This window comes from Cycloclasticus sp. PY97N (assembly GCF_002443175.1).
In the GTDB taxonomy this organism is placed as follows: domain Bacteria; phylum Pseudomonadota; class Gammaproteobacteria; order Methylococcales; family Cycloclasticaceae; genus Cycloclasticus; species Cycloclasticus pugetii.
Map to the genome: position 1 here is coordinate 1,847,142 of NZ_CP023664.1, position 23,892 is coordinate 1,871,033.

Consider the following 23,892-nt stretch of genomic DNA (forward strand, 5'->3'; position numbering starts at 1 on the left):
CACACGTTATTTAAAATATGAGCAACAATAATCTGTCGGCTCATGAACTTTTAATTGAAAATTAGCATTCGCCGGCACATCAAACGATTCGCCACCTTTAACAGCTACCCACTCTTGCGAATTTGGCAATAACACATCGAGTTGCCCAGCTAAAATCTCCATCACCTCAGCGGCAGCGGTATTAAACTCATAGTTACCCGGCATCATATAGCCCAATGTTTTTGTCGAACCATCCTCAAATTTAACCGTTCGACTAACCACTTTTCCATCAAAATACACATTTGCTTTTTTAACAATCGTGACATTTTTAAATTCTGACATGTTATTTCCTATTCTGTTTTTTTAACGTCGTTTAAACGTTATTAATACCCATTGCTGACTTTACTTCTTCAAGCGTCTCTTTTGCCAAATCTCTAGCTTTTTCAGTGCCTTCATTAATAATAGAGCGAACAAGCTCAGGTTGCTCCGTGTATTCTTTAGCCCTTTCTTGCATCGGTTTTAGTTCACGTAACACAGCATCAATAACGGGTTGTTTACAATCTATGCAACCAATACTCGCTGACTTACAGCCTTCTTGAACCCAATTACGCACACCCTCTTCTGAATACACCTCATGAAACTGCCATACTGGGCATTTTGCTGGGTCACCCGCGTCTGTTCTACGAACACGCGCTGGATCGGTTGGCATTGTTCTAAGTTTTTTCTCCACCTCTTCTGGTTCATCGCGCAATGCAATTGTGTTGTTATAAGACTTGGACATCTTTTGCCCATCTAAGCCAGGCATCTTCGATGCTTTAGTCAACAAGGCGATAGGCTCTGGCAAAATAACGCGGCCACTGCCTTCCAAATAACCAAATAAACGCTCTTTATCACCAACCGTTATATTTTGTTGTGCTTCTAATAAAGCTCTAGCTACACCCAGTGCTTCTTGATCACCATTTTCTTGGAAAGAACTTCGCAACTTGTTGAATATTTTGGCATTTTTCTTCCCCATTTTCTTAATCGCAGCTTCCGCTTTTTCTTCAAAGTCTAAGCCTCGACCATATAAATAATTGAAGCGCCTAGCCACCTCACGCGTCAACTCAACGTGTGCCACCTGATCGGCTCCAACGGGGACTAAACCGGCTTTGTATATAAGAATGTCTGCGCTTTGTAAAAGTGGATAGCCTAAAAACCCATACGTTGCTAAATCCATTTCTTTGAGTTTTTCTTGCTGGTCTTTATAGCTCGGAACCCTTTCTAACCAGCCCAGCGGCGTTATCATAGATAGCAACAAATGTAACTCTGCATGTTCAGGAATGCTCGATTGTATAAATAAATCAGCCAAACCATGATCAACACCAGCGGCCAACCAATCAACAACCATATCCCAAGTACTGTCTGCAATAATTGAAGGGTCTTCATAGTGCGTTGTGAGCGCATGCCAATCTGCCACAAAGAAATGACACTTATATTCTTGCTGTAAATCGACCCAATTTTTTAGTACTCCGTGATAGTGACCTAAATGCAATTTGCCGGTTGGCCTCATACCGGATAGTACACGACGATACTGCGCTGGAACTTCTGAACTCACATTTCCTCCTAAATACCCAATATTTTAAAAATACTGGTTTGTAAAAAATAAACGGGCGGACCTAAAATTTTAGATAACCATCCCATTACAATAATAAAGACCAAAATTGGAAAGCCTAAGCGTTCAAGTTTACTAAACTCAATACTGGCTCTCATTGGCAATAAACCGGCTAACACCCGACCACCATCAAGCGGTAAAATCGGTAATAAATTTAACATCATCAGCACCGAATTAATAAAAATACCTGCATAGCCCATGTATATCAATGGCATAGCAAAATACTCATTTTGCGCGCCCATCATATAGCCTATTTTCATGACAACACCCCAACCAATCGCCATTAAAAGATTAGCGAAGGGTCCCGCTAGGGCCACATAAATCATGTCACGTTTGGGGTTCTTTAAATTGTGCCAGTTAACCGGAACCGGTTTTGCCCAACCAAATATAAAACCACCCAATAATAACAAAACCCCAGGCACAATCACGGTTCCGACCAAATCCATATGACTAATGGGGTTTAAGGTTAAACGCCCAAGGCTCTTTGCCGTATTATCACCAAACTGGCTAGCCACCCAACCATGAGCGACTTCGTGAACAGTAATGGCAAAAATAACCGGTAATATCCACACCGCTATTCGACCGACCAAGGTCAATTCGTCCATTGACATTAATGCTCATCCTTACGTGCAATAAAATCAGCAATACCTTTACCTTCTCTAACCACTTCAGGAAAGTCATTATCCCAAACGATCATGGTTGTTGGTTCATACGGAATAACACCCGCATCAACCACAAGGTCCAATACTCGGGCTAACTGCTGATTAATCTCATAAGGGTCGGCTATGGCCTCGGTTTCACCCGGTAAGATCAAGGTACTGGTTAACATCGGCTCATTGAGCTCTTCAAGTATTTTTTGCGCAACCAAATTATTTGGAATACGAATACCAACGGTTTTTCGTTTCGGGTGCTGGAGGCGTCGAGGCACCTCTTTAGTTGCCTTTAACACAAAAGTAAACGCGCCCGGCGTTAATGATTTGAGCAGGCGGTACGTATCGTTATTCACTTGTGCGTACATTGAGATCTCAGTTAGATCCCGACACACTAAGGTGAAATTATGTTTATCGTCAATTCGACGAATCTGACGAATACGATCAAGCGCCTGCTTATCACCCAAATGACAAGCCAAGGCATAAGAAGAGTCAGTTGGGTAAGCGATAACACCGCCCCGACGTATAATATCGGCCGCTTGCTTAATTAACCGTGGCTGTGGATTATCGGGGTGAATATTCAAATATTGTGTCATGATTGCTGTTGTGCTTTTTTCTTTGCTACATTATCACGTAAATACACCGGTAATGCATTGTCGGCAGACACCGTTTGCCCATCCCTCACCATGCCGACCGCCAACTGAGCAACCTCTCTTGCTCTTGGCAGCGCGTTTGGTAAAAGCAACAACTCGCTAGCGTTAACTAACTGCGTTAACTCATTTTCATATGTGCCCCAACCGTGTCCAATACCAATCGCCTGTTTACCTTGCGTAACGCTTAACGCTGCTGGCGCAATAACAGACTCATTGGAAACCGCTTTGAGTTGGTCATCACTCCGTTCATATTCGCACCAATATACCTCACCCATTCGAGCATCTAAGGCTGCGTACACTGTCTGACCTTCTACGGGAGGACCCGCCTGATATGCCAACGCGGTAAGCGTAGACACCGGCGCGATCGGTAGCTCTGCCGCAAAGGCTAAGCCTTGAATAACGCCTGTCGCCATTCTAACGCCGGTAAAAGACCCGGGGCCACGGCCAAAAGCTAACGCATCGAGTTGTTGTAACGTCATACCAGCTTCGTTCAGTAGCTCATCGACCATTGGCAAAATCAAGTTACCGTGTTCTCGTGGTGCCACCTGAAAACGGTCTATTACCTCGCCGTTTATCAACAAGGCCGCAGAGCACCCTTCTGTTGCTGTTTCAATCGCTAAAATTTTCATGCTGATTTTATAACGTGTTTTTTATCACTAATTTTTTGACTATTGATACGATGAAAGAATCTCTTCACATCTTTTACATCTTGTGTAATAGGCATCGCTGGCAAGGATTTAATAAACACTTTACCATAGCCTTTGCTAGATAACCGTGGATCACACAGCACCAACACGCCTTTATCTTCAACATCACGAATCAACCTTCCCACCCCCTGTTTTAGCGTCAAGGCTGCTGAGGGCAATTGGAAATCTGAAAACGCTGACTGGCCATTAGCGGCCATATATTCTAACCGAGCTTTAGTCACCGGATCGCCAGGCGATGCGAACGGTAGTTTATCTATAATCACACAGGATAAGGCTTCCCCTCGCACATCAACGCCTTCCCAAAAACTCGCAGTACCGAGCAAAACCGCACGCTCAGAACGCCTAAAGGACTCTAACATTTGTTGCTTCGGCAAATCACCTTGCACTAATAATTTAAAGCTCGTTTCAGCCAATAAAATATTAGCGGCTTCTTTTAATGCCTTATGCGAGGTAAATAAAATAAATGCCCTACCTTCACTAGCCTCTAATACTGGAATGATTTTTTCAATCATCGTCGCCGTATAGTGATAATCGCGTGGCTCAGGCATGCCAGTTGGGACATACATCAATGACTGATGCACAAAATCAAAAGGGCTTTCCCAGCTACCCGTTTCAGCATCTTCCAAACCCAATCGTTTAGAAAAGAAATCAAATTTATTATTCACCGATAAAGTAGCCGAGGTAAACACCCAGCTGGCATCACTGGCAAAAGCAAAACTGGCAAATGCCTTAGAAATATCCAAAGGCGTTCGATAAAAAGTAAACGTCCGCTGATACGTTTCGAACCATTGGATCCAATCGTGCTGATCTTGCTTTGAAAAAAGTTTCAGTCGCAGTAGAACATCTTCGCAGCGTTTCCAACACGCTTCTAAACCTTTAGAACGAACAGCCACCTTAGTTAATACTTTAAATAACTGTTCGATACGTTCAATCAGGCAATCTAAGGCTTGCAAGAAGTCTGTACCTTGCTCAAGCTCATCCCAAGAGCCTTTAATAACCGGCTCAGGCAGCACCTTCCGCATTTCTCGTATGTCTTCACTAATTACATGTGTTAAATCAATCAATTCAGGCATATCTGATGCTAATTTTAATTGTTCTGCACTGACATCACCGATCAACGATAAAATTTGACGTGCGCTGACCGACACTCCTAAAAACCGAGACGCCGTGTCAATTAATTGGTGTGCCTCATCAACAATAATTAGCTCTGCATCTGGCAATAACTGCCCAAACCCATCATCTTTCAATGACCAGTCTGCACATAAAAGATGGTGGTTAACAATTAACACATCTACTTCTTGTGCTTTTTTTCTGGCTAATACTGGAAAACACTCACTGATCATTGGACATTCTTGGCCCAAACAATTATCTGCTGTTGACGTGACTTGTTGCCAAACGTAAGAATCTTCGGCAACCGAGGTTACCTCAGCAATATCTCCCTCTTTTGTTTGATTAGACCACCGTTCGACCTCTCTTAATTCAGCATCCGTCTGTTTGTCAAAGCTAGATGTTTGCATTTTTGCCTGATCAAGGCGATATAAACACAGGTAATTAGACCGTCCTTTCAGCACTGCACCCTGTACAGGTACGTTTAATACGTCACGGATTAACGGGAAGTCCTTTTCGAATATTTGGTCTTGAAGATTACGCGTCCCGGTTGAGATAATTGTTTTCTTACCAGATAAAATGGCAGGAATAAGATAGGCAAAGGTTTTTCCTGTTCCTGTTCCAGCTTCAGCTACTAGATGTGTATGCTGCTCAATAGCCCGCTCGATAGCCTGCGCCATCGACAACTGTCCATCTCGCGGTTGAAAGCCTTTAATATGTTTAACCAGCTCGCCATTAGAGCCAAATATGCTATCGAGGTCGTACAAAGGGTTATCCGTTTAAATTTATTAACTTGTTTCATCAGTCCACGCTGATGCGTCCAAACCACCTTCTTTTGTCCAAACCAAGGTAGCAATATTGCGAAACTTTGCAACCGACATAGCGCCTCGCTTCATACGGTTTGAGCTATCATTCAGGTTATCTAAAATATCGCTACGTGTGGCCTCAAAGATATCAAACGGCAGATAATTTTCATCCATAAGCACTAACACAACCGAGTCCCATTCTTTATCTAACTTTAATTGCCCAAGCCGTTGGCCTCGATAATTGTCATTGAATATAGTTCGCGCTTTAATTTGAATTCTTTTTGGCCCACGCCCTTTAACACGTAAGGCATCAAAACCTAGCGAGCGGTCGTCGCTTAACGCTAAGTCTAATAGTTTGCAGGCATCATGTTCAGCAATTTCGTTGCTGACCCCCGGCAAGGGCTTACCTGTCATTTTTTTATAATCTGTGGCCAACTGCCTTGCTTGCTCTATTAATTTATCAACAGAATAAACTTGCGTTGGCTCCGTCATTTTAAAACAACCTATTGGCAGCAACACGTGCTTTTCGGGCATCCTCAGTTCGACCTAAGGCATCATAACAGTCTGCCATCAATAACCAATTGCTACGCTGAAGGCTCGCCTGCCCAGCAGACAATAAGTTAGATTTTTCAGCCAAACTAATCGCTAAGGTATATTTCTTTTGTTGATAACGCACCTTCGCCAATGCATGCCAAACCTGCGGGTCTCTTGGAGAAATACGAACAGCTCGTTCCAATTTTGAAGCCGCCATATCAGGTTGGCCAGATTCACTTTGTTGGTACGCACTATCCAGTAAGGCAACTACAGCTGGGTTTTGTGTGGTTTTTGCCTCATCGATTGGTTGATCATAAGACTGCCCCATACCCTCTTGTATAGGCTGCTCATCAATAGGGTATGTTTGAGCCGTTTGTGGCAATGGTTGCGATGGATATGGCGAAGCTTCACCAGTGCGTCCAATCGGAGCAGGTACTTGATTATACATCGACAGATCTGCGCAACCCGATAAAGCTAGCAGCAACGCGATCAAGGTGGTTAATTTCATGATTATTTACATACCGTTCGTTAAGCGATCAAACCAATTCCCAGCTCGCTCTAATGTTCTATTAACCGCCCCAACACAGGGTGAATACTCAGTGGGTTCGGAGCCTTTTATAAACGGATATTGTACAGCATCTTCACAAAACTCATTAGCACGATAGCCGAGTGGGTCTACCCAAGTATACTCAACATTCTGTGGCTTTGTCAGCTCCACGGGCTCTTTTGAAATAGTACTCATAACACTTGACCATACTTGCAATGCGCCGCTAGCGCCAGTTAATTTAGAGGGCCTATTATCATCACGTCCTAGCCATACAACTGCTAAATAATCCCCGCTAAATCCGGCAAACCAACTATCTCTTAATTCGTCAGTAGTTCCGGTTTTCCCGGCCACCTTATAGTAATGAGGCATCTGTCGATAAACTGAGCGCCCTGTGCCCTTCGTCATCACTTCTTGTAAGGCTGTATTAACAAGGTAAACCGCTGATGGGTTTGCCACTTGTCGTACACTTAGCGCATAACGCTGCAAAGCGATATGATCACTAGATGTTACTGACTGGATAGATCGCAATTGGGTAAAAAAACCTTCGCCTGCTAAAGTTTGATACATTTGCGTTACCTCAAGAGGTGATAGCCGAAGTGCTCCCAGCAATAATGACGGGTAAGGCTTAATCGGTCGCCGAATACCTAGCTCTTCAATTGTTCGTTTTACATTTGGCACTTTAAGCGCCATACCCAAGCGAACAGTCGCTAAATTATATGAGTTCGACAAGGCTTCGTGTAATGGCACAGGTCCATGCTCAACCTTGTCATAATTCTCCGGCATCCAAAGTTCACCTGAACGTTGTTTTAAACTAACCGCCTTATCCTCAATCATTGTCGTGAGCGTATAGTCTGCTGGTTGCGATAATGCCGTCAAATAAACTGCTGGCTTCACCAAAGAGCCTATCGGCCTAATTGCATCTAGCGCCCTATTAAACCCACTAAACAATGGATTTCTGTCGCCAATAACGGCAACAATCTCACCGCCCTCACGGCGTGTAATAACCATTGCACCTTGGAGTTTATTTTTTTCGATACCGTACTGCCTATTTAGTGCTTCAAGCTTTTGCTTAAACAGTTTTTCGGCCGTCGTCTGAATATTGTAATCCAGCGTTGAAAAAATATTTAGGCCTTCCGAGCGTAGGTCTTCATCCTTATAATCTCGACTTAATTGACGCTTTACTAAATCTAAAAACGCCGGAAAGCGAGAACTTTTAACCTGCTTAAACGGCGAAATATCCACACCAAATTGTTTTGCAATACGCCTTTGCTCGTCCGGTAGCACTCCAAAGCGAGTCATTTCATCAAGTACTAAGTTCCTGCGTTTTAGCGCTCTTTCGGGGTGTCGCCTCGGATCATAATAAGAAGGGCCTTTGACCAACCCAACTAACAACGCCGTTTGATGTGGCTTTAATTCAATCAATGGTTTATTAAAATAAAACACACTGGCCATTCCAAAACCATTGATCGAACGCTCACCATCTTGGCCAACAAAAACCTCATTTAGATAGGCTTCTAAAATCTCATCTTTTTCGTAATGAAACTCAATAATCAACGCCATCATGGCTTCTTTAATCTTTCGCCACAAACTTCTTTCTGACGTTAAGTAAAAATTCTTAATTAATTGTTGCGTTAAGGTGCTGCCTCCTTGAACAACGCCTCCAGCTTTTATATTTGCCCACACCGCACGCAAAATAGATTTAATAGAAACGCCGTAATGTTGATAGAAATCGCGGTCTTCAACTGATATCAAGCCGTCAATTAATGTACGTGGCGCATCATCAAGCTTTATTAGAATCCTATCTTCTTTTTGACTAGGGTAAAAACTACCGACTCGAACTGGGTCTAAACGGAGTAAGGCTTCAGACTTACCTGTTTGTACGTTTTGAATCGCCGATATATGATCACTTCTAAAGTAAATTTTGACTGTCTTAGATACTTCACGGTCATCAAAGAATTTAAATGAACGTGTTTTTACCGTAAAAGTTGAGCCTGATTGATAGTATTGACCGCCCGAGGTGAATGTCGATGTTCGTTGGTAATGTAGGTCTTTCAATAACGATTCAAATTGCTGTGCTGATAAGGACAGCCCTTGATACAGTTCAACAGGGTTTGCAAACACATGAGCCGGTAACGCCCACCTTTTCCCTTCAAATTGAGTGCGAACAACATGATCTAAGTAAAAAACGTAGACAGCTATCACAACGATTAATAGCAACCCTACTTTCAGGATTAACCTCTTTAGAAAACCACTAGACTGTGGTTTTTTTTGAGGTTTCTTCGTTTTTTTTCTGCTCGATTTTGCTTTAGTTTTTGGCTTAGCCATAGTCAATTTAACAGATTTACAAGGTTACAAAATTTGCACCGCAGCACGGCTGCGTCATCATGTCATAGACTTGGCGTTAATGGGTCATTAATTTTTCGATATCTAACGATTTATTCAACAAACCGTCAATAGAAACATACTGATCCTCTAACAGTTCTAGGCTAGGCTTACCAAGCAGGTAACCTTGAACATAATCCACACCCAACTCTTTTAATACTCGTAATATTTCAGCATTTGAGACATATTCTGCAATAGCTTTCTTACCAAGACTATGCGCTACTTCTATCATTGATTTAACAAGAACTTGGTCAGCATGGTCCACAGCTAAATTATTAATGAATTGACCATCAATTTTTAGATAATCGACCGGAAAGTTTTTAATATAATTAAACGAGCTAAAGCCAGCACCAAAATCATCTAAGGCAAATCGACACCCTAGGGCACGAATTTTAGAAACCATTTCACGTGTTTTATTGAAATTTGAAACTGCTGCTGTCTCTGTTATTTCAAACGTTAGCCTTGACGGTGAAATCCATGTAGATTCAAGTTTCTGTTTAATAACCGGCAACAAATAATCACCTTGGAGTGCGTGACTGGATAAGTTAATGGTAAAACAAATATTCTCTTGTGTTTTTGGTAAACCAGCGATGTGATCTATCGCATGTGAAACCACCCATAGGTCAATGTGATGGATAAGCCCCATTCTCTCTGCCACCGGAATAAACTGGGCTGGTCTTAACAACTCGCTTTCATCCCCTATCATCCGAAGCAATGTTTCATAATGAGAAACGGACCCATTGGAGAGTTTTACGACAGGCTGAAAAACTATTTTAAATAAGTCTTCACTCAATGCATGACGAATTTTAGGCACCCATTTGGCATCCTCTCTAATGCTAATTAATTCGTCGTTATCACTCTCAAATAAATTAACCCTATTACGGCCCAAGGTCTTTGCAGAATAACAGGCATGATTCGCTCTAGACATCAATTCACTAGGGCGTTTAATTAATTTTAATGGTTCCAACATCGCGACACCGATGCTGGCTGAAATATTATAAATATTCTCACCCGATTTAAAATCAAACTCATCAATGGTTAGCCTTATTTTTTCAGCCAATTGCATGGCCTCTTTTTCGGCTGTTTTACTGATGAAGACTTGAAATAAATTTGAGCCAACTCGTGCAATAAACGCATTATTATCGAGGGTTGAGCGAATTAGGGTGGCTACTTCTACTAGAAGTCGATCACCAGCTTCGTGACCCTCAATATCATTTACGACTTTAAATTGGTCTAAATCAATGTCTAACAAAGCACCATGTTGTTTAAAGTTATTGCATCTTAAAATAGCAAAATCCAATGTTTTTTCTAAGCCACTTCGGTTAGATAACCCTGTCAATTCATCATGCGCTACTAAATATTGTAAACGGGCTTCCATAATTCGTCGTTCAGAAAGCTCTCTGACTAACTTTTCCTCACTTTGAATTCGATCATCTCGTTCACTTTTAAGTGCAAACGCCAGTTCAACTAAAGGCATGAGATGTTTGCCCTCTGTTGGGTAATGCGTCATCGTCGCGGCATTTGCTTTATGACATTGGGCCATCAACTCATCATTAATCGTAATTGCTTTATCTGCGAGTAAAATCAACGGAATGGCATCATGACCATCGAGAGTCGTTAAAACCTGGCTAAGTTTCAAGGGGTCACTTTGAGGCAAGCCATAACTTAAAAATATCATGCCAATCTCGTCTACCTTACCTTGATAAGGACGGATAAGCTCAAAAGCTTGTTCCTGGCTTGATGCACAAATTAAATTTCTATAACCACCGGCTGATAAAATATCCTGCAGCCTAGACAAGCGGCTCACCTCGTCTTCGATGATTAGAATAGCTTGTTGCTTTGGTATTTGTTCCGTCATTTCAGTCGCCTTTTCGAGCTGACTATCCGTTATTTTAAAACAACAAGCAACGAATAATTATCAAAATATATACATAATTTTCTTTTCTATCAACAACTTTACGCCTACTCTTAATACAGTGTCAACAATAATTTCATAACAGCTTGATATTCCAGACAAGGACCCCGTAGAATATATATCTGCTAGAAAAAATAATAATCAGTCATTCAACGTTAAGCATATCGCCTATTTTTACTAGACTTAGAGCCATTAACTTTTTAATCATGATTCGATATGACACAAACATACGCCAATATTTGTACCGTTGATGATTTTTTAACAGGAGACATTGACCTGTGCTCTGCTCCGCAGATTTTCTATCGTATTACACAAGCACTCGACGACCCCTTAAAAAACTCTCAAGATATTGCGGCCATTATCGAACAAGACCCTTCACTATCCGCTCGAATGCTAAAAATTGTTAATTCCGCTTTTTTTGGTTTCCCGGCCTCAATTAAAACGATTGAGCATGCCATTTCTATTCTGGGTAATCATGACGTTCGAATGCTAGTCATGACAACGAGCGTGGTTGAAAAATTTTCAACTTTACCTAACTCGATTCTTGATATGCGCCAATTTTGGATGCATAGTTTAAAAACTGCTTTATTTGCAAAGTACCTTGCTGACAATCACCCTAAAAAAAGGCAGCTTAGTTCTGCATTTATGAGTGGGCTTCTCCATGATATAGGGCGGTTAATTTTTTATATCAAAGCACCTGATCTAGCCCGCGCAGCCGCTTTGCTTGTTAAGACGGAAACTGTAAATGAAATTGAAGCCGAGGCCTCCTTTGTAGGTTTTAATCATGCCGAGCTAGGTGGTGCTTTGTTAAAACTATGGGAAATACCAGCCTCCATTCAAGATTCGGCAAGCTTCCATCATCAGCCTGATTTAGCTACTAATAATAAAGACGAAGTTTATATCGTTTACCTTGCGAATAAATTAACTCATGCTAACAGTACGTCTGAAGAAACCATCAACAAAACGATATCTACAGAAGATAATTTATGGAACCAGCTTGACCTCCCTTACGGCATTATTGCACCCGCTGCTAATCACGTAGACGAACAGTTTAGCCAAACCTATGCGTTATTTTTTGATTAAGAAACCTGCGTAAATGTTTTTACACCCAAGCGAAACACACTAAATTCATTGGTCTCCATTTTCGTCCACTGCTCATTCGATGTCAGCGGTTCAGTGGCGATCACCGTCACCACATCATCGGGTGACGCTTCTTGATTAAAATCTACACACAAGTCTGCATCCAATAATTGCGCCTCTACGAATGGTGTTTGACGTGTTAGCCAATATAATTTTGTATTACAGAACGTATACAAATGATCTACATCACTCATTAATACGTTAAACACTCCATGCTGCGATACCTTACGGAAAAGTTCTTCAACAGTCTTCCGCAACTTCACTTTACTTTTTGGTTTAACAGGGTACTTTTTACGAAGCTGGCCCAAAATCCAACAAAAAGCATACTCGCTGTCTGTTGTGCCGATAGGTGTGTAGCCATTAAGTACTTTTTTCTTGATGCCTTTTAATTGACCATTATGTGCAAATGACCATATTTGACCCCACAGTTCACGCGAAAATGGGTGTGTATTTTCCAAACAAACACGCCCTCGGTTTGCCTTTCTAATATGACAAATAACTTGCGTACTTTTTATTGAGTACTGTTGAATAAACTTTGCGACTTCCGAGTTAGCACTAGCAACTGGGTCGTGAAAAGCACGAAAACCTTTTCCTTCATAAAAAGCGATACCCCACCCGTCTTTATGTATACCAGTTTCCCCACCACGCTTAATTAAACCACTAAAGCTAAAGCAAATATCTGTCGGTACATTTGCACTCATCCCTAGTAATTCACACATATAGACTGTTAAATCTCTTCTATGATAGTCCGCTCGATAGGAACTTGGACGTATTTCTTTTTACCGTTCTCTTTAACCCAAAAGTAGTAATAACCTTTTTGTGATTCAGATGTCACTTTACTATCAAGAACTGTCCACGATTTTTTATGCTCACCCTCGTAAAAGCTTACCTTATAATCGCCTTCCATCCAGCTCACACCTAATCGTGAAAATTTATTTTGCTGTTCTTCTGAACAAGCCGAAAGAACAAAGGTTATGATTATCAATACGATATATCTCATGAATTTTCCAGTTTTCTTAAAACCAAAAAGACCATTACAAAAGCCCCGCCAATCGCACACATCCAAATATCAGATCGCTGCAGGCCTAGCAGGCTACCTATCCCCGCACCAATCGCAGCACCTAGGCCACTGAATGCCATACTTCTCATCATTCTACAAAAACTACAATCGGACCCTTCTCCAAAAAACTTTGGCATCTCGTTCCCTCCTTTTGTATTACCGTCTCACCTATGGCGTACTGTCAATCAACTTCTAAAAACACATAGGCCTGTGTTTTACTTTCACCTAAATGTGGGGATAGTCGCTGACTATCACTCCCTTTAAAACTCTGTGACCGTCTATTTGGCACATCATTCCCTAAACTAATAAAACAGTGCTATTAACAGCTTTTCTGTAATTTAACAGGCTGAATCACCACTAGCCCATTTTTAATAAGCTTAAAAATTCAGCCCGTGTTTCAGAATTTTTACGAAATTGCCCCAACATACTAGATGTAGTCATTTGTGAGTTTTGTTTCTCCACACCTCGCATCATCATGCACAAATGTTTTGCCTCCACAACCACTGCAACCCCTTTTGCACCCGTTACTTCGAGAATAGAATCTGCAATTTGTGTCGTCAATTGCTCTTGTATTTGTAATCGACGTGCATACATATCGACGATTCTAGCTACCTTTGATAAACCAAGTACTTTTCCATCTGGCAGATACGCCACATGGCACTTGCCAATAAAGGGTAGTAAATGGTGCTCACACATAGAATACAGTTCTATATTTTTAACAATCACCATATCATCAGCATCAGAGTCAAAAACGGCGCCATTCACAATATTCTCTAAACTTTGCTGATAGCCGCTTGTTAAGAAAGACATTGCTTTTGCCGCACGCTTTGGCGTATCAACCAAACCTTGGCGATTAACGTCTTCTCCAACCTGTGAAATTATTTGTTTATATAGTTTTTCCATCAATCTCAATCATCTTTAAAAGTATTTAAAGTATACCGTTTTCTTGTTTGCTTTAAATCAAATAGTTTTAGCGTATGGCGCCATAGCCTCTAGACCGGCTAATAATACCTCTGGCCCCGCATTTTTCTGTCGAGCATTCTCACTAAGGTACCTACGCCAATGTTTTCCACCAGGTTGACCTGCAAAAAGCCCCAATATATGCCGTGTTAAGTTTTGTAACGGAACACCTAACTCTAATTGTTTTTCAATATATGGAAGGTAGGCTTCGAGCACTTTTTTTCTTTCGGCCAAGGGCTGTTTGAACAGTTGGTGTTCAATTTCCGCCAAAAAAAAGGGATTATGATAAGCCTCACGACCAATCATCACACCGTCAAGGTGTTTCCAATGTTGTTGAATCTCACTGATTGCATTAATCCCACCATTAACAATAATTGATACCGATGGAAAAGCTCTTTTAATGTCGTACGCTCTATCGTAGTTTAACGGCGGAATGGTTCTGTTTTCTTTCGGGGACAGGCCGTTTAAGATGGCTTTACGGGCATGAATAATAACAGTTTCGCAACCCGCATCAGTAACTGCCTGAACAAAGCCTCTCAGGAATTCAAATGAATCTAACTCATCTATCCCAATTCGTGTTTTAACCGTGACTGGAATGTCCACAGCTTGTCGCATTAATGATACGCATTGTGCAACACGTTGCGGCTCGGCCATTAAACATGCGCCTATACGTCCATTTTGAACACGATCACTTGGGCAGCCGACATTGATATTTACTTCTTGGTAACCCGCTTCCTGTGCATATCCGGCACATTGCGCCATGGCTTTAGGGTTACTACCACCTAATTGTAATGCTACTGGCTGCTCATATTGATCAAATGCCAAAAAGCGCTGTTTATCGCCATGAAGTAATGCACCTGTCGTTACCATTTCTGTATAAAGCAGGGCATTAGGTGATAAAAGTCGATGGAAATATCGGCAGTGCCGGTCTGTCCAATCCATCATCGGTGCAATGGATAACAGTCTATTAATGCTTGGCATGAGAGTAATTGCTATTTCTGTTAGATGTTAGCCCAATTTGTTTACATTGCCCATCAGCATCAAAAATAATGCTGTTATAAACCTGTATTAATGTAAACAGCTAGATGGTTGGCCCTTTTAAAGCTTTCTAAGAAATCCAGTGTCAGTGATTGATAGATTGAATTAAAAGGCAGCGAAAAGAACCGTAAGATAACCCCACAAATTATTAAGGCTAATCACCCCAATATTTCTATTAAGGGTGATTTTTAACTTAATCAGTAACGTTATGGCTTTGGTTTAGATTACTCTCATCTAACCTTACTGTATGCAGGTCAGTGTTCAGGGTATATTTTTGAGCGCAATCAATGCTGCGTTCATTTCTTTACCTAGATAATAACCGATATTAATTAACTATTGCCAGCAAAACACCTGCCGCGACTGCAGAACCAATAACACCCGCTACGTTAGGCCCCATCGCATGCATTAATAAGTAATTATGAGGGTTAGACTCTAGCCCTACTTTATTAACCACACGGGCCGCCATAGGAACTGCCGACACACCTGCAGCACCAATGAGTGGATTAACTTTGCCGCCCGTTACCTTGTGCATTAACTTACCCATTAAAATACCACCTGCCGTACCAATGGAAAATGCCGCCATTCCTAACACTAAGATACCAAGTGTTTCAGCAGTTAAAAACTTATCCGCTGATAGTTTCGAGCCAACAGCTAAGCCTAGGAAAATAGTCACAATATTAATAAGTTCATTTTGTGCTGTAGAACTTAAACGATCAACCACACCACTTTCTCGCATTAAATTACCGAAGGCTAACATTCCAACCAAAGGTGCTGACGCTGGCAAAAATAGAATAACCGCCGTTAATATAGTTAATGGGAAGATTATCTTCTCTTTCTTACTCACATGCCGCAAGTGCTTCATTTCAACTTTTCGCTCAGACTCTGAGGTTAATGCACGCATGATAGGTGGTTGAATTAGCGGCACTAAAGCCATATATGAATATGCAGCCACTGCAATAGCGCCTAATAAATCAGGTGCTAATTTAGAGGCTAAGAAAATAGCTGTTGGGCCATCTGCGCCACCAATAATGGCAATCGCCGACGCATCCGACAAACTAAATTCCATACCCGGTATTAGGTTCATCGCCAAAGCGCCAAGAAGCGTTGCAAAGATACCAAATTGGGCTGCCGCACCGAGTACCAATAAACTTGGCATCGCTATAAGCGCTCCAAAATCTGTTAATGCACCAACCCCCATAAAAATAAGCAAAGGGAACAAGCCAGTATCAACGCCCATATGGTACAAAATACCTAGCATTCCATCTGGCCCACTAATGCCAGCAATTGGAATATTAGCTAAAATTCCACCAAAACCAATCGGCAGTAATAACAAGGGTTCAAAGTTTTTTGAAATGGCTAAATATATTAATAATAAGCCAATGGCTATCATTAATATATTGCCCCATTCAAAGTTTGCAATACCCGTCGACTGCCAAATTTGTAATACGCCACTATCCATATTATATAAACCTTAGCAAATAAGTACTAACGGCGCGCCAGCAGGAACTGACTCACCTTCTTTTACGAAAACATCTGAAATTTGACCTTCAATATGCGCCCTTACTTCAGTTTCCATCTTCATGGCTTCTAAAATAATCACTACATCACCTTCATACACATCATCTCCTGCCGCCATTGCTATGCGCACAATATTACCGGCCATTGGAGACAACAAGGGTTCATTTTGACAAACCGCGCCTGATGTTGTCTCTTGTGTTGGTTCAGCTGCTTTCGCAACTACTTTACTAGCAGCTGAAGAAGGTGTTAGATTTTCAATCGAGCCACTTGGACCCACTTCAACCTGATATGTTTTACCATTAACGGCCACATCATATACTTCACTACCGCCTTTTTCAGCTGTTGCTTGAGTAACAACGCCTGTTGGAACCGGCTCAAACGCATCAGGGTTATGTCTATTTTTAATAAAGTCCAAGCCTATCTGTGGAAATAACGCATATGTCAACACATCATCAATGACCTCATCGGCCAATGGCAAACTATCTTTTTCGGCTTTTTCTTTAAATTCTGATGAAATTTTCTCCAACTCATCATCAATCAAGTCAGCTGGGCGACAAGTAATCGCTTCAGCGCCATCCAATACACGCTCTTGAAGCTCTTTATTCACTGCTGCAGGTGTTGCACCATATTCGCCTTTTAATACACCTGATGTTTCTTTGCTGATAGATTTATAACGCTCACCCATCAAAACGTTCATCACTGCCTGAGTACCTACAATTTGTGATGTTGGGGTTACTAAAGGAAGATAGCCAAGGTCCTTACGTACACGTGGAATTTCTGCTAACACCTCATCAATTTTGTCACCTGCATTTTGCAGCTTCAATTGACTTTCTAGGTTTGTCAACATGCCACCAGGGACCTGTGCAATAAGAATTCTTGAATCGACACCTTTCAGCGACCCTTCAAACTCCGCATACTTTGGCCGTACTGATCTAAAATATGCCGCTACTTCTTCAACGCTCTCAATGTCTAGACCCGTCTCGCGATCAGTTCCTTCCAACATTGCAATAAAGGTTTCCGTTGGTGAATGACCGTATGTCATACTCATGGACGAAATAGCTGTGTCTAGCATGTCGAGCCCTGCATCGACTGCTTTAAGACAGGTTGCTACACTCATCCCAGTTGTTGCATGGCTGTGTAAAGCAATTGGTAGGTCACACTCGGCTTTTAAGCGCTTCACCAATATCTCAGCATCATAAGGTTTCAAAAGTCCTGCCATATCTTTAATCGCGATCGAATGGCAGCCGGCATCTTCTAACCGCTTACCCATATCGACCCAATTTTCTAGCGTGTGTACTGGGCTTTCTGTATATGAGATTGTACCTTGCGCATGTTTGCCTACTTCGACAGTTGCTTTAATGGCCGTCTCTAAGTTACGCACATCGTTCATCGCATCAAAAATACGGAAAACATCCATACCATTGTCTGCAGCACGCTCTACGAACTTTCTAACAACATCATCAGCATAATGACGATAGCCTAATAGGTTCTGCCCACGTAATAGCATTTGTTGTTGTGTATTAGGCATCGCCGCTTTTAGTAATCGCAAACGCTCCCAAGGGTCTTCACCTAAATAACGAATACAAGCATCAAATGTTGCTCCGCCCCAAGTTTCTAATGACCAATAGCCAATTTTGTCTAATTTTTCCGCAATCGGTAACATATCTTCAATACGTAACCTTGTTGCAAATAGGGATTGATGAGCATCGCGCAACACGACATCAGTAATTTTTAACGGATTTTTCATGATTTTTAAGTTTATTTAGAGCGAAAACGTTGAACAGCAATCGTAATCGCTGTAACGATATCTTCACTAATATCTGTGGAAACAGACGATTTACTACTGTGTTCAACAACGGGTTCGTATCGTTGAATAACAGCAGAAACCCCTTTGATAGCAAAAACTAACATACCCAAGATGAAGAATACCATCCCCATTCCAAGTAACATTAGTTCCACACCTTGTTCTAATAAGTTTGTGATATTCATAAGCTGTATTATAAAGCACCCCTTGCTGAAAAACACAATAAATATACAAACGCTTTGTTAAAAAAGGTATTTAAAAACAGCTCCTAATCCAGCTCAAACCCTTTTACCATACGGTCATCGGACTCATTTTGTTCCAGCCTGCCGGTTTCTCTTAATTCATGCTGTTTAGATTTTTCGATCAACTTTTCAACTACTTTTTTTCGACTATTCGTTTTTTTAAAGGCCTGTTGATGCTGGCCTAACTTTTCCTGTAATGACTGCACCGTTTTGGTATGTTCTTCAATGGCCTGATCGAGTTTTTGAACAAACTCCTGATATTCACGCAACCGTGACGCTGACATCCCCACTTGCCCCTTCGTTTTAAACTGAACGGTATAATCATTACGGTACTCTTTTAGTTTCTCCAGTTGCGCTAGAGATTCTTGCTGGGCTTGAAGCGATTGATTCATTTTCATCGCAGCTGCTGTTTCATTGTTTTCAGCAATTTGTTTAACCGGACCAAGCCTCTTTGACTTTTTCAACACTCCCCCCATTTATAATACCTTTGACATAGCTGCCGGCTTTCTATGTTGTAAAACACTTTCCAAACCTTCAATACTTTCATCAAAACTAACCGATTCGGTTATTCTCTGCTGAAGAAACTCTAACATTGATTCATGCATATCAATGGCCTCATCAACCGACGAATTACTACCGGGCTGATAGGCACCAACATTGATTAAATCTGCATTTTGTTGATAGGTCGAGTTTATTTTTCTAAATTCACGTGCCATCTCTTGATGGTCTTCTGGCACAATTTCTGTCATCAACCGGCTCACTGATGCCTCCATGTCTATCGCCGGAAAGTGCCCTGCTTCTGCTAAACGTCGTGACAAATGGATATGCCCATCTAAAATTGCTCGACTTGCATCTGCAATTGGATCATTTGTATCATCCCCTTCAGTCAATACTGTGTAAAAGGCTGTAATAGAGCCATTACCCTTGTCTGAATTACCTGCGCGCTCAACTAGACTGGGCAACTTACTAAAAACAGAGGGTGGATAACCCTTTGTTGCAGGTGGCTCATTGATCGCTAAGGCAATTTCTCTTTGAGCTTGTGCATAACGCGTTAGCGAATCCATCAACAATAATACATTCTTTCCTTGATCACGAAAGTATTCAGCAATACTGGTCGCCAACATAGCACCGTGCATTCGCATCAATGGTGGGTCATCCGCTGGTGACGCCACTACTACTGCTCGCGCCATTCCTTCGGCTCCCAAAGTTTTTCTAACAAACTCGTTCACCTCTCTACCACGCTCACCAATAAGGCCCACCACGACCACATCCGCTTTCGTATATTTCGTCATCATGCCAAGCAATACACTTTTACCTACGCCACTGCCAGCAAACAAGCCTATTCGCTGGCCCTGCCCAACCGTTAATAATGAATTAATAGTCCCAATACCAACATCCAAAGGCTCCGTTATAGCCCGTCTCCCCAAGGGATTCATGGCACGGCCGTGTAAAGGCATTGTGTCAGTCGTATGCACAGGGCCTTTGCCATCAATTGGTTTACCGCCGCCATCCACAACTCGACCTAATAAACCAGGTCCGACATGCGCCATACTACTCAAACCCATAGGAATAACTCGACAATCTTGCTCAAGACCTCTAATATCGCCCGTTGGCATTAAATATAAACGTTCGCCCGAAAAACCAACGACTTCCGCCTCGGTTTGATGGCCATCCGCCGTTTCTATCATACAGCGCCCTCCAATTGTCGAGCGACAACCAACCGCTTCCAATGTCAAACCGACCATTCGTGTTAATCGTCCCTCTACCAACATTGGCTGAGGCTCTTCAATTCGTTCTTGATATTCTTTAAGGCGCTTAAGCCATTTATCTGTACGTTGCGTTACAAATGATAAATCGTTCACGACACCGCTCTTTCATCACCCAAGGCTTTAGCAATAATGGCTAACAGGCGGTTTTCAATGGTTGCGTCAATTGTTGATGCGTCGGTAGCAACACGACAACCACCTCTGGTAATAACTGGGTCTTCAACAATTTTCCAACGGGCCTCATCATCAATTGAAAGCGCTGACTTTATTAACGCCGCATCATCAGGATGTAAAAATAATTGAATATTTTGTGAACTTGAAGGTAATGCGCTTAGTGCTTCTTTTACAACACCAACGACCTGCCCCGCATCGGCTTTTAATTCTCGTCGAATTAGCTGTTTTGAGATCTGAATCGCAAGCGAGGCAATTTCATTCTCTACACGCTCGTCAAATTCTTCATACGGGCTCACTAACGACTGAATAACAGACTCCAAGGATTTAACCTGTTGTGAAATTTGTGCTTCAGCCGCCCTTAATCCTTTTGCAAGCCCTTCTTCATAGCCTTTTTTAGAGGCTTCTTGCATTGCTTGTTCTTGCAGTTTTTCAAGATCACCAGCCGTCGGGGCTTTAACATGAGCTATATCCACATCAACAGAGTCACCCTCGACAAATGATGGAAAACGCCAAGAAGAAACAACCTCTTTTTTTGTTGATGAATTAGACAAACTCCTCGCCTCCAGAGCCACCTAACGCAATTTCACCTGAGTCTGCCAAACGTCTTGCAATCACTAACACTTCTTTTTGCGCCGCCTCTACATCACTCACCTTAGCAGGTGCAGCGGCTTCCATATCATCACGCAGCATTTCGGCGGCACGTTTAGACATATTTGCAAATATTTTTTCTTTCAACGCTTCTTCTGCTGCACGTAATGCCAGCGTTAATACATCAGTAGACACCTCTTTGAGTAAGCTTTGAATGCCACGATCGTCAACATCAATCAAATTATCAAAGACAAACATCTTATCTTGAATTAATTGTCCAATTTCATCATCTGATTCGACTACCGCATCAATAAGTTCGGCACTCATCGAACCTTCTAAGAAATTTAAAATATTGGCTGCCGTTTGAATACCACCCATTTGGGCAGTTTGAGCACCAGAGTTTCCAGCTAACTGATTTTCCATAATCGCATCGAGCTCTTGTAATGCATCTGGTTGTACACCATCCAGTACGGCAATACGCATGAGCACATCAGACCTCTGCGAGGCTGGCAGATAACCCAATGTTTCAGCGGCTTGATCACTGTCTAAATACGATAAGACGATGGCCATGATTTGTGGATGCTCTAAACGAATAAAGTCTGCAATCGACCGTGGATCCATCCATTTAAGTTGCTCTAACCCCTTAGAGTTTCTGCCCAACAAAATCCGGTCAATGACGCCACCCGCCTTATCCACTCCTAGCGCATTGGTCAGCACATTTTTAATGTATTTGTCCGAATCTATGCCTAACGCCGTTTGCCCGCCAATGGTGGTAATAAAGTGTCCTACAACTGAATCCAGCATTTCCGTCGTCACATTTTCAAGTGAGGCCATGGCTGTACCAACTTGTTGTACTTCTTTAGGCCCCATGTGTTTCATAACACCTGCCGCATAGTCTTCGCCTAAAGACAACAATAGTACTGCAGCCTTCGCTGTTCCACTTAATTCATGTGCACTTATTTGTTCTTCAGCCATTATTCTTTTATCCATGTTTTCATGACTTGGGCAACCCGCTTAGGATCTTCACCCGCTATCTTTTGGGCCATCTCTAAACGCTGTTCGTAACTTTTAGGTGCTTCTAACATCATCAGTTCCTCATCTGACTCAAGCTCCAAAGACCTTTCCCCCGCTGACTGAGAAGCACTCGCCTCTGTCGCCATTGCGCCACTAGGAGTCATCTGCGTGCCTTGACCGCCTGCTGGTAAACCCGTTGCAGTTGGTTTTTCTAATAACGTTTTAATAGTGGGCCTTAATACAAAAAATATCAAGATTAGCGCAAAAACCCCGCCGACAACCTGTTTAGCAGCATCTAGCACCCAGGCTTGTTCCCACAAGGGCACTTCAGGCAAGGCAACAGGAACATCTGGCTGCCTAAATGCCAAATTAGTAATGGTTACGCTATCTCCTCGCAATGCATTAAAACCAACAGCCTCTTTCACGAGCACAGTGAATTTAGCAACATCCTCATCGCTATAGGGTTCTGAAGCACTCGCTCCACCCTCAGCGGTCACCGCTCCTTGTTTATTATCTATTACAACGGCCACAGTTATTCGTTTTACACGGCCGCTAGACAATTTAGTGTGGCTGATTTTCTTATCCAATTCGTAGTTCTTAATGGACCGTTTATTAACATTCGTGGTCGCCGATGCAGTGCTTCCCAATTCACCTTCAGCAACTTCTGGTGCGACCCCAGCTGCAGGCGGTTGATTAGAGAGCGCACCCGGAACACCTTGCACACCTGCTAAATTGCTCTGCTCTTCGGTCACCTGCTCACTTCTTAAAGCGGCCAAGTCGGGGTTATATTGCTCTTGTGTCTGCTCTGTCGTCGTAAAATCAACATCCGCTGAGACCGATGCACGAATAGCACCTGCGCCAACAATCGGCAATAAAATACTTTCAACCCGGTTGATTAAATGCTCTTCAACACCTTGCTTAAACTCAAATTGGTTGCTTGTCAGAGACATAACATCATTTGATGTTTTAGCACTTAATAGAGCACCTTTTTGGTCAACAACGGTTACTTGCGATACATCAAGCTGTGGCACCGCTGATGACACCAAGTGCAAAATAGCGGCAACTTCAGGTTTATTCAGCTCTCGCCCTTGATGCATATCAACAACCACCGAAGCACTGGGTTTTTTACGATGCCGTAAAAACACGGACTGCTTTGGAATGGCTAATAAAACACGCGCAGAACGTACACTTTGTATAGTTACAATGGAGCGGGCTATTTCACCTTCTAATGCACGTTGAATACGCGCTTTTTCGATAGCTTGACTACCGCCAAAACCGGTTTCTTTTTCTAATAATTCAAACCCTTGTCCACCACCACGTGGCAGACCTAAACCGGCTAATTTTAAACGCAACTCATCAACTTGTGACGAAGGCACCAATATAGCGCCTGAACCCGCTTCTAACTTATACTCAACCCCTGATTGCTGCAAACCAGACATTACTTCGCTTAATTCCCTATCACCCAAATTACTATATAACAGGCTGTAGTTTGGCGTTTGTGACCACAACACCACCGCAACACCTAAGGCGACACTGATGGCCAGCGCGAGCATCACGCCCAGCTGTCGCACCATCATATTGTTTGGTGATAATTGAATAGTTGCTTGTTCGGCGGAAGTTGCCATATTAGTAAACCTGCTTTAAGTAATTTTTATGA

Annotated in this window: 24 protein-coding genes; 1 reads left to right on the forward strand and 23 read right to left on the reverse strand. The window is 42.2% G+C overall.

What is annotated here, in order from left to right; all coding sequences use genetic code 11:
- Positions 1 to 6: 6 nt before the first annotated feature.
- From CPC19_RS08995 to CPC19_RS09040, 10 genes are all read right to left on the reverse strand, one after another.
- Positions 7 to 321, reverse strand: a complete 315-nt coding sequence (locus tag CPC19_RS08995) for a pyrimidine/purine nucleoside phosphorylase (RefSeq protein WP_016389643.1) — start codon at positions 319 to 321, stop codon at positions 7 to 9.
- A gap of 31 nt (positions 322 to 352) precedes the next feature.
- Positions 353 to 1,573: a tryptophan--tRNA ligase gene (locus CPC19_RS09000; protein WP_015005550.1), complete on the reverse strand. Its 1,221-nt coding sequence runs from the start codon at positions 1,571 to 1,573 to the stop codon at positions 353 to 355.
- Between the two features lie 8 nt (positions 1,574 to 1,581).
- Positions 1,582 to 2,241, reverse strand: coding sequence for a site-2 protease family protein (locus CPC19_RS09005; RefSeq protein ID WP_016389646.1), 660 nt, complete (start codon positions 2,239 to 2,241; stop codon positions 1,582 to 1,584).
- The gene (locus CPC19_RS09010) at positions 2,241 to 2,876 is read right to left on the reverse strand and encodes an L-threonylcarbamoyladenylate synthase (RefSeq protein ID WP_015005548.1); all 636 of its coding nucleotides are present in this window, start codon (positions 2,874 to 2,876) and stop codon (positions 2,241 to 2,243) included. Before CPC19_RS09010 ends, CPC19_RS09005 begins: the two co-directional genes overlap by 1 nt.
- The gene (tsaB, locus tag CPC19_RS09015) at positions 2,873 to 3,562 is read right to left on the reverse strand and encodes a tRNA (adenosine(37)-N6)-threonylcarbamoyltransferase complex dimerization subunit type 1 TsaB (RefSeq protein ID WP_016389647.1); all 690 of its coding nucleotides are present in this window, start codon (positions 3,560 to 3,562) and stop codon (positions 2,873 to 2,875) included. Before tsaB ends, CPC19_RS09010 begins: the two co-directional genes overlap by 4 nt.
- Complete coding sequence (locus CPC19_RS09020) at positions 3,559 to 5,514, reverse strand: ATP-dependent DNA helicase (RefSeq protein ID WP_016389648.1); 1,956 nt, start codon at positions 5,512 to 5,514, stop codon at positions 3,559 to 3,561. The genes tsaB and CPC19_RS09020 overlap by 4 nt, the downstream gene beginning before the upstream one ends.
- Positions 5,515 to 5,535: 21 nt before the next feature.
- Positions 5,536 to 6,045, reverse strand: coding sequence for a hypothetical protein (locus CPC19_RS09025; RefSeq protein WP_016389649.1), 510 nt, complete (start codon positions 6,043 to 6,045; stop codon positions 5,536 to 5,538).
- Position 6,046: 1 nt separating this feature from the next.
- The gene (locus CPC19_RS09030) at positions 6,047 to 6,595 is read right to left on the reverse strand and encodes a M48 family metallopeptidase (RefSeq protein ID WP_016389651.1); all 549 of its coding nucleotides are present in this window, start codon (positions 6,593 to 6,595) and stop codon (positions 6,047 to 6,049) included.
- A 6-nt stretch (positions 6,596 to 6,601) separates the two neighbouring features.
- The gene (gene mrcB / locus CPC19_RS09035) at positions 6,602 to 8,836 is read right to left on the reverse strand and encodes a penicillin-binding protein 1B (protein ID WP_236610505.1); all 2,235 of its coding nucleotides are present in this window, start codon (positions 8,834 to 8,836) and stop codon (positions 6,602 to 6,604) included.
- A 199-nt stretch (positions 8,837 to 9,035) separates the two neighbouring features.
- On the reverse strand, positions 9,036 to 10,874 hold the full coding sequence (locus CPC19_RS09040; protein ID WP_016389653.1) for an EAL domain-containing protein: 1,839 nt from the start codon (positions 10,872 to 10,874) through the stop codon (positions 9,036 to 9,038).
- 273 nt (positions 10,875 to 11,147) lie between these two features.
- Between CPC19_RS09040 and CPC19_RS09045 the strand changes: the two genes are divergently transcribed.
- Positions 11,148 to 12,014 carry an HDOD domain-containing protein gene (locus CPC19_RS09045; protein ID WP_016389654.1) on the forward strand — a complete coding sequence of 289 codons (867 nt, stop codon included), beginning with the start codon at positions 11,148 to 11,150 and terminating at the stop codon, positions 12,012 to 12,014.
- On the opposite strand, the gene CPC19_RS09050 is transcribed toward CPC19_RS09045, so the two are convergent.
- From CPC19_RS09050 to fliF, 13 genes are all read right to left on the reverse strand, one after another.
- The gene (locus CPC19_RS09050; RefSeq protein ID WP_016389656.1) at positions 12,011 to 12,790 is read right to left on the reverse strand and encodes a class II glutamine amidotransferase; all 780 of its coding nucleotides are present in this window, start codon (positions 12,788 to 12,790) and stop codon (positions 12,011 to 12,013) included. The genes CPC19_RS09045 and CPC19_RS09050 overlap by 4 nt on opposite strands.
- A gap of 8 nt (positions 12,791 to 12,798) precedes the next feature.
- Positions 12,799 to 13,071 carry a hypothetical protein gene (locus tag CPC19_RS09055; protein WP_016389657.1) on the reverse strand — a complete coding sequence of 91 codons (273 nt, stop codon included), beginning with the start codon at positions 13,069 to 13,071 and terminating at the stop codon, positions 12,799 to 12,801.
- Positions 13,068 to 13,268: a hypothetical protein gene (locus CPC19_RS09060; RefSeq protein ID WP_015005537.1), complete on the reverse strand. Its 201-nt coding sequence runs from the start codon at positions 13,266 to 13,268 to the stop codon at positions 13,068 to 13,070. Before CPC19_RS09060 ends, CPC19_RS09055 begins: the two co-directional genes overlap by 4 nt.
- Before the next feature lie 220 nt (positions 13,269 to 13,488).
- Positions 13,489 to 14,034 (reverse strand): GTP cyclohydrolase I FolE, encoded by a 546-nt coding sequence (gene folE, locus CPC19_RS09065; RefSeq protein ID WP_015005536.1) that lies wholly within the window; start codon positions 14,032 to 14,034, stop codon positions 13,489 to 13,491.
- A gap of 57 nt (positions 14,035 to 14,091) precedes the next feature.
- Positions 14,092 to 15,072 carry a tRNA dihydrouridine(20/20a) synthase DusA gene (gene dusA / locus CPC19_RS09070; RefSeq protein WP_016389658.1) on the reverse strand — a complete coding sequence of 327 codons (981 nt, stop codon included), beginning with the start codon at positions 15,070 to 15,072 and terminating at the stop codon, positions 14,092 to 14,094.
- Positions 15,073 to 15,454: 382 nt separating this feature from the next.
- Positions 15,455 to 16,588: a sodium ion-translocating decarboxylase subunit beta gene (locus tag CPC19_RS09075; protein ID WP_015005534.1), complete on the reverse strand. Its 1,134-nt coding sequence runs from the start codon at positions 16,586 to 16,588 to the stop codon at positions 15,455 to 15,457.
- A gap of 12 nt (positions 16,589 to 16,600) precedes the next feature.
- Positions 16,601 to 18,394, reverse strand: a complete 1,794-nt coding sequence (gene oadA, locus CPC19_RS09080; protein ID WP_015005533.1) for a sodium-extruding oxaloacetate decarboxylase subunit alpha — start codon at positions 18,392 to 18,394, stop codon at positions 16,601 to 16,603.
- 11 nt (positions 18,395 to 18,405) lie between these two features.
- Positions 18,406 to 18,636 (reverse strand): OadG family protein, encoded by a 231-nt coding sequence (locus tag CPC19_RS09085; RefSeq protein WP_016389659.1) that lies wholly within the window; start codon positions 18,634 to 18,636, stop codon positions 18,406 to 18,408.
- A gap of 83 nt (positions 18,637 to 18,719) precedes the next feature.
- Positions 18,720 to 19,160 carry a flagellar export protein FliJ gene (fliJ, locus tag CPC19_RS09090; RefSeq protein WP_236610516.1) on the reverse strand — a complete coding sequence of 147 codons (441 nt, stop codon included), beginning with the start codon at positions 19,158 to 19,160 and terminating at the stop codon, positions 18,720 to 18,722.
- A gap of 9 nt (positions 19,161 to 19,169) precedes the next feature.
- Complete coding sequence (gene fliI / locus CPC19_RS09095) at positions 19,170 to 20,555, reverse strand: flagellar protein export ATPase FliI (protein WP_015005530.1); 1,386 nt, start codon at positions 20,553 to 20,555, stop codon at positions 19,170 to 19,172.
- Positions 20,552 to 21,184 carry a flagellar assembly protein FliH gene (locus CPC19_RS09100; protein WP_015005529.1) on the reverse strand — a complete coding sequence of 211 codons (633 nt, stop codon included), beginning with the start codon at positions 21,182 to 21,184 and terminating at the stop codon, positions 20,552 to 20,554. Before CPC19_RS09100 ends, fliI begins: the two co-directional genes overlap by 4 nt.
- Positions 21,177 to 22,196, reverse strand: coding sequence for a flagellar motor switch protein FliG (gene fliG, locus CPC19_RS09105; RefSeq protein ID WP_015005528.1), 1,020 nt, complete (start codon positions 22,194 to 22,196; stop codon positions 21,177 to 21,179). The genes CPC19_RS09100 and fliG overlap by 8 nt, the downstream gene beginning before the upstream one ends.
- Complete coding sequence (fliF, locus tag CPC19_RS09110; RefSeq protein ID WP_016389661.1) at positions 22,196 to 23,860, reverse strand: flagellar basal-body MS-ring/collar protein FliF; 1,665 nt, start codon at positions 23,858 to 23,860, stop codon at positions 22,196 to 22,198. Before fliF ends, fliG begins: the two co-directional genes overlap by 1 nt.
- Between the last annotated feature and the right edge of the window lie 32 nt (positions 23,861 to 23,892).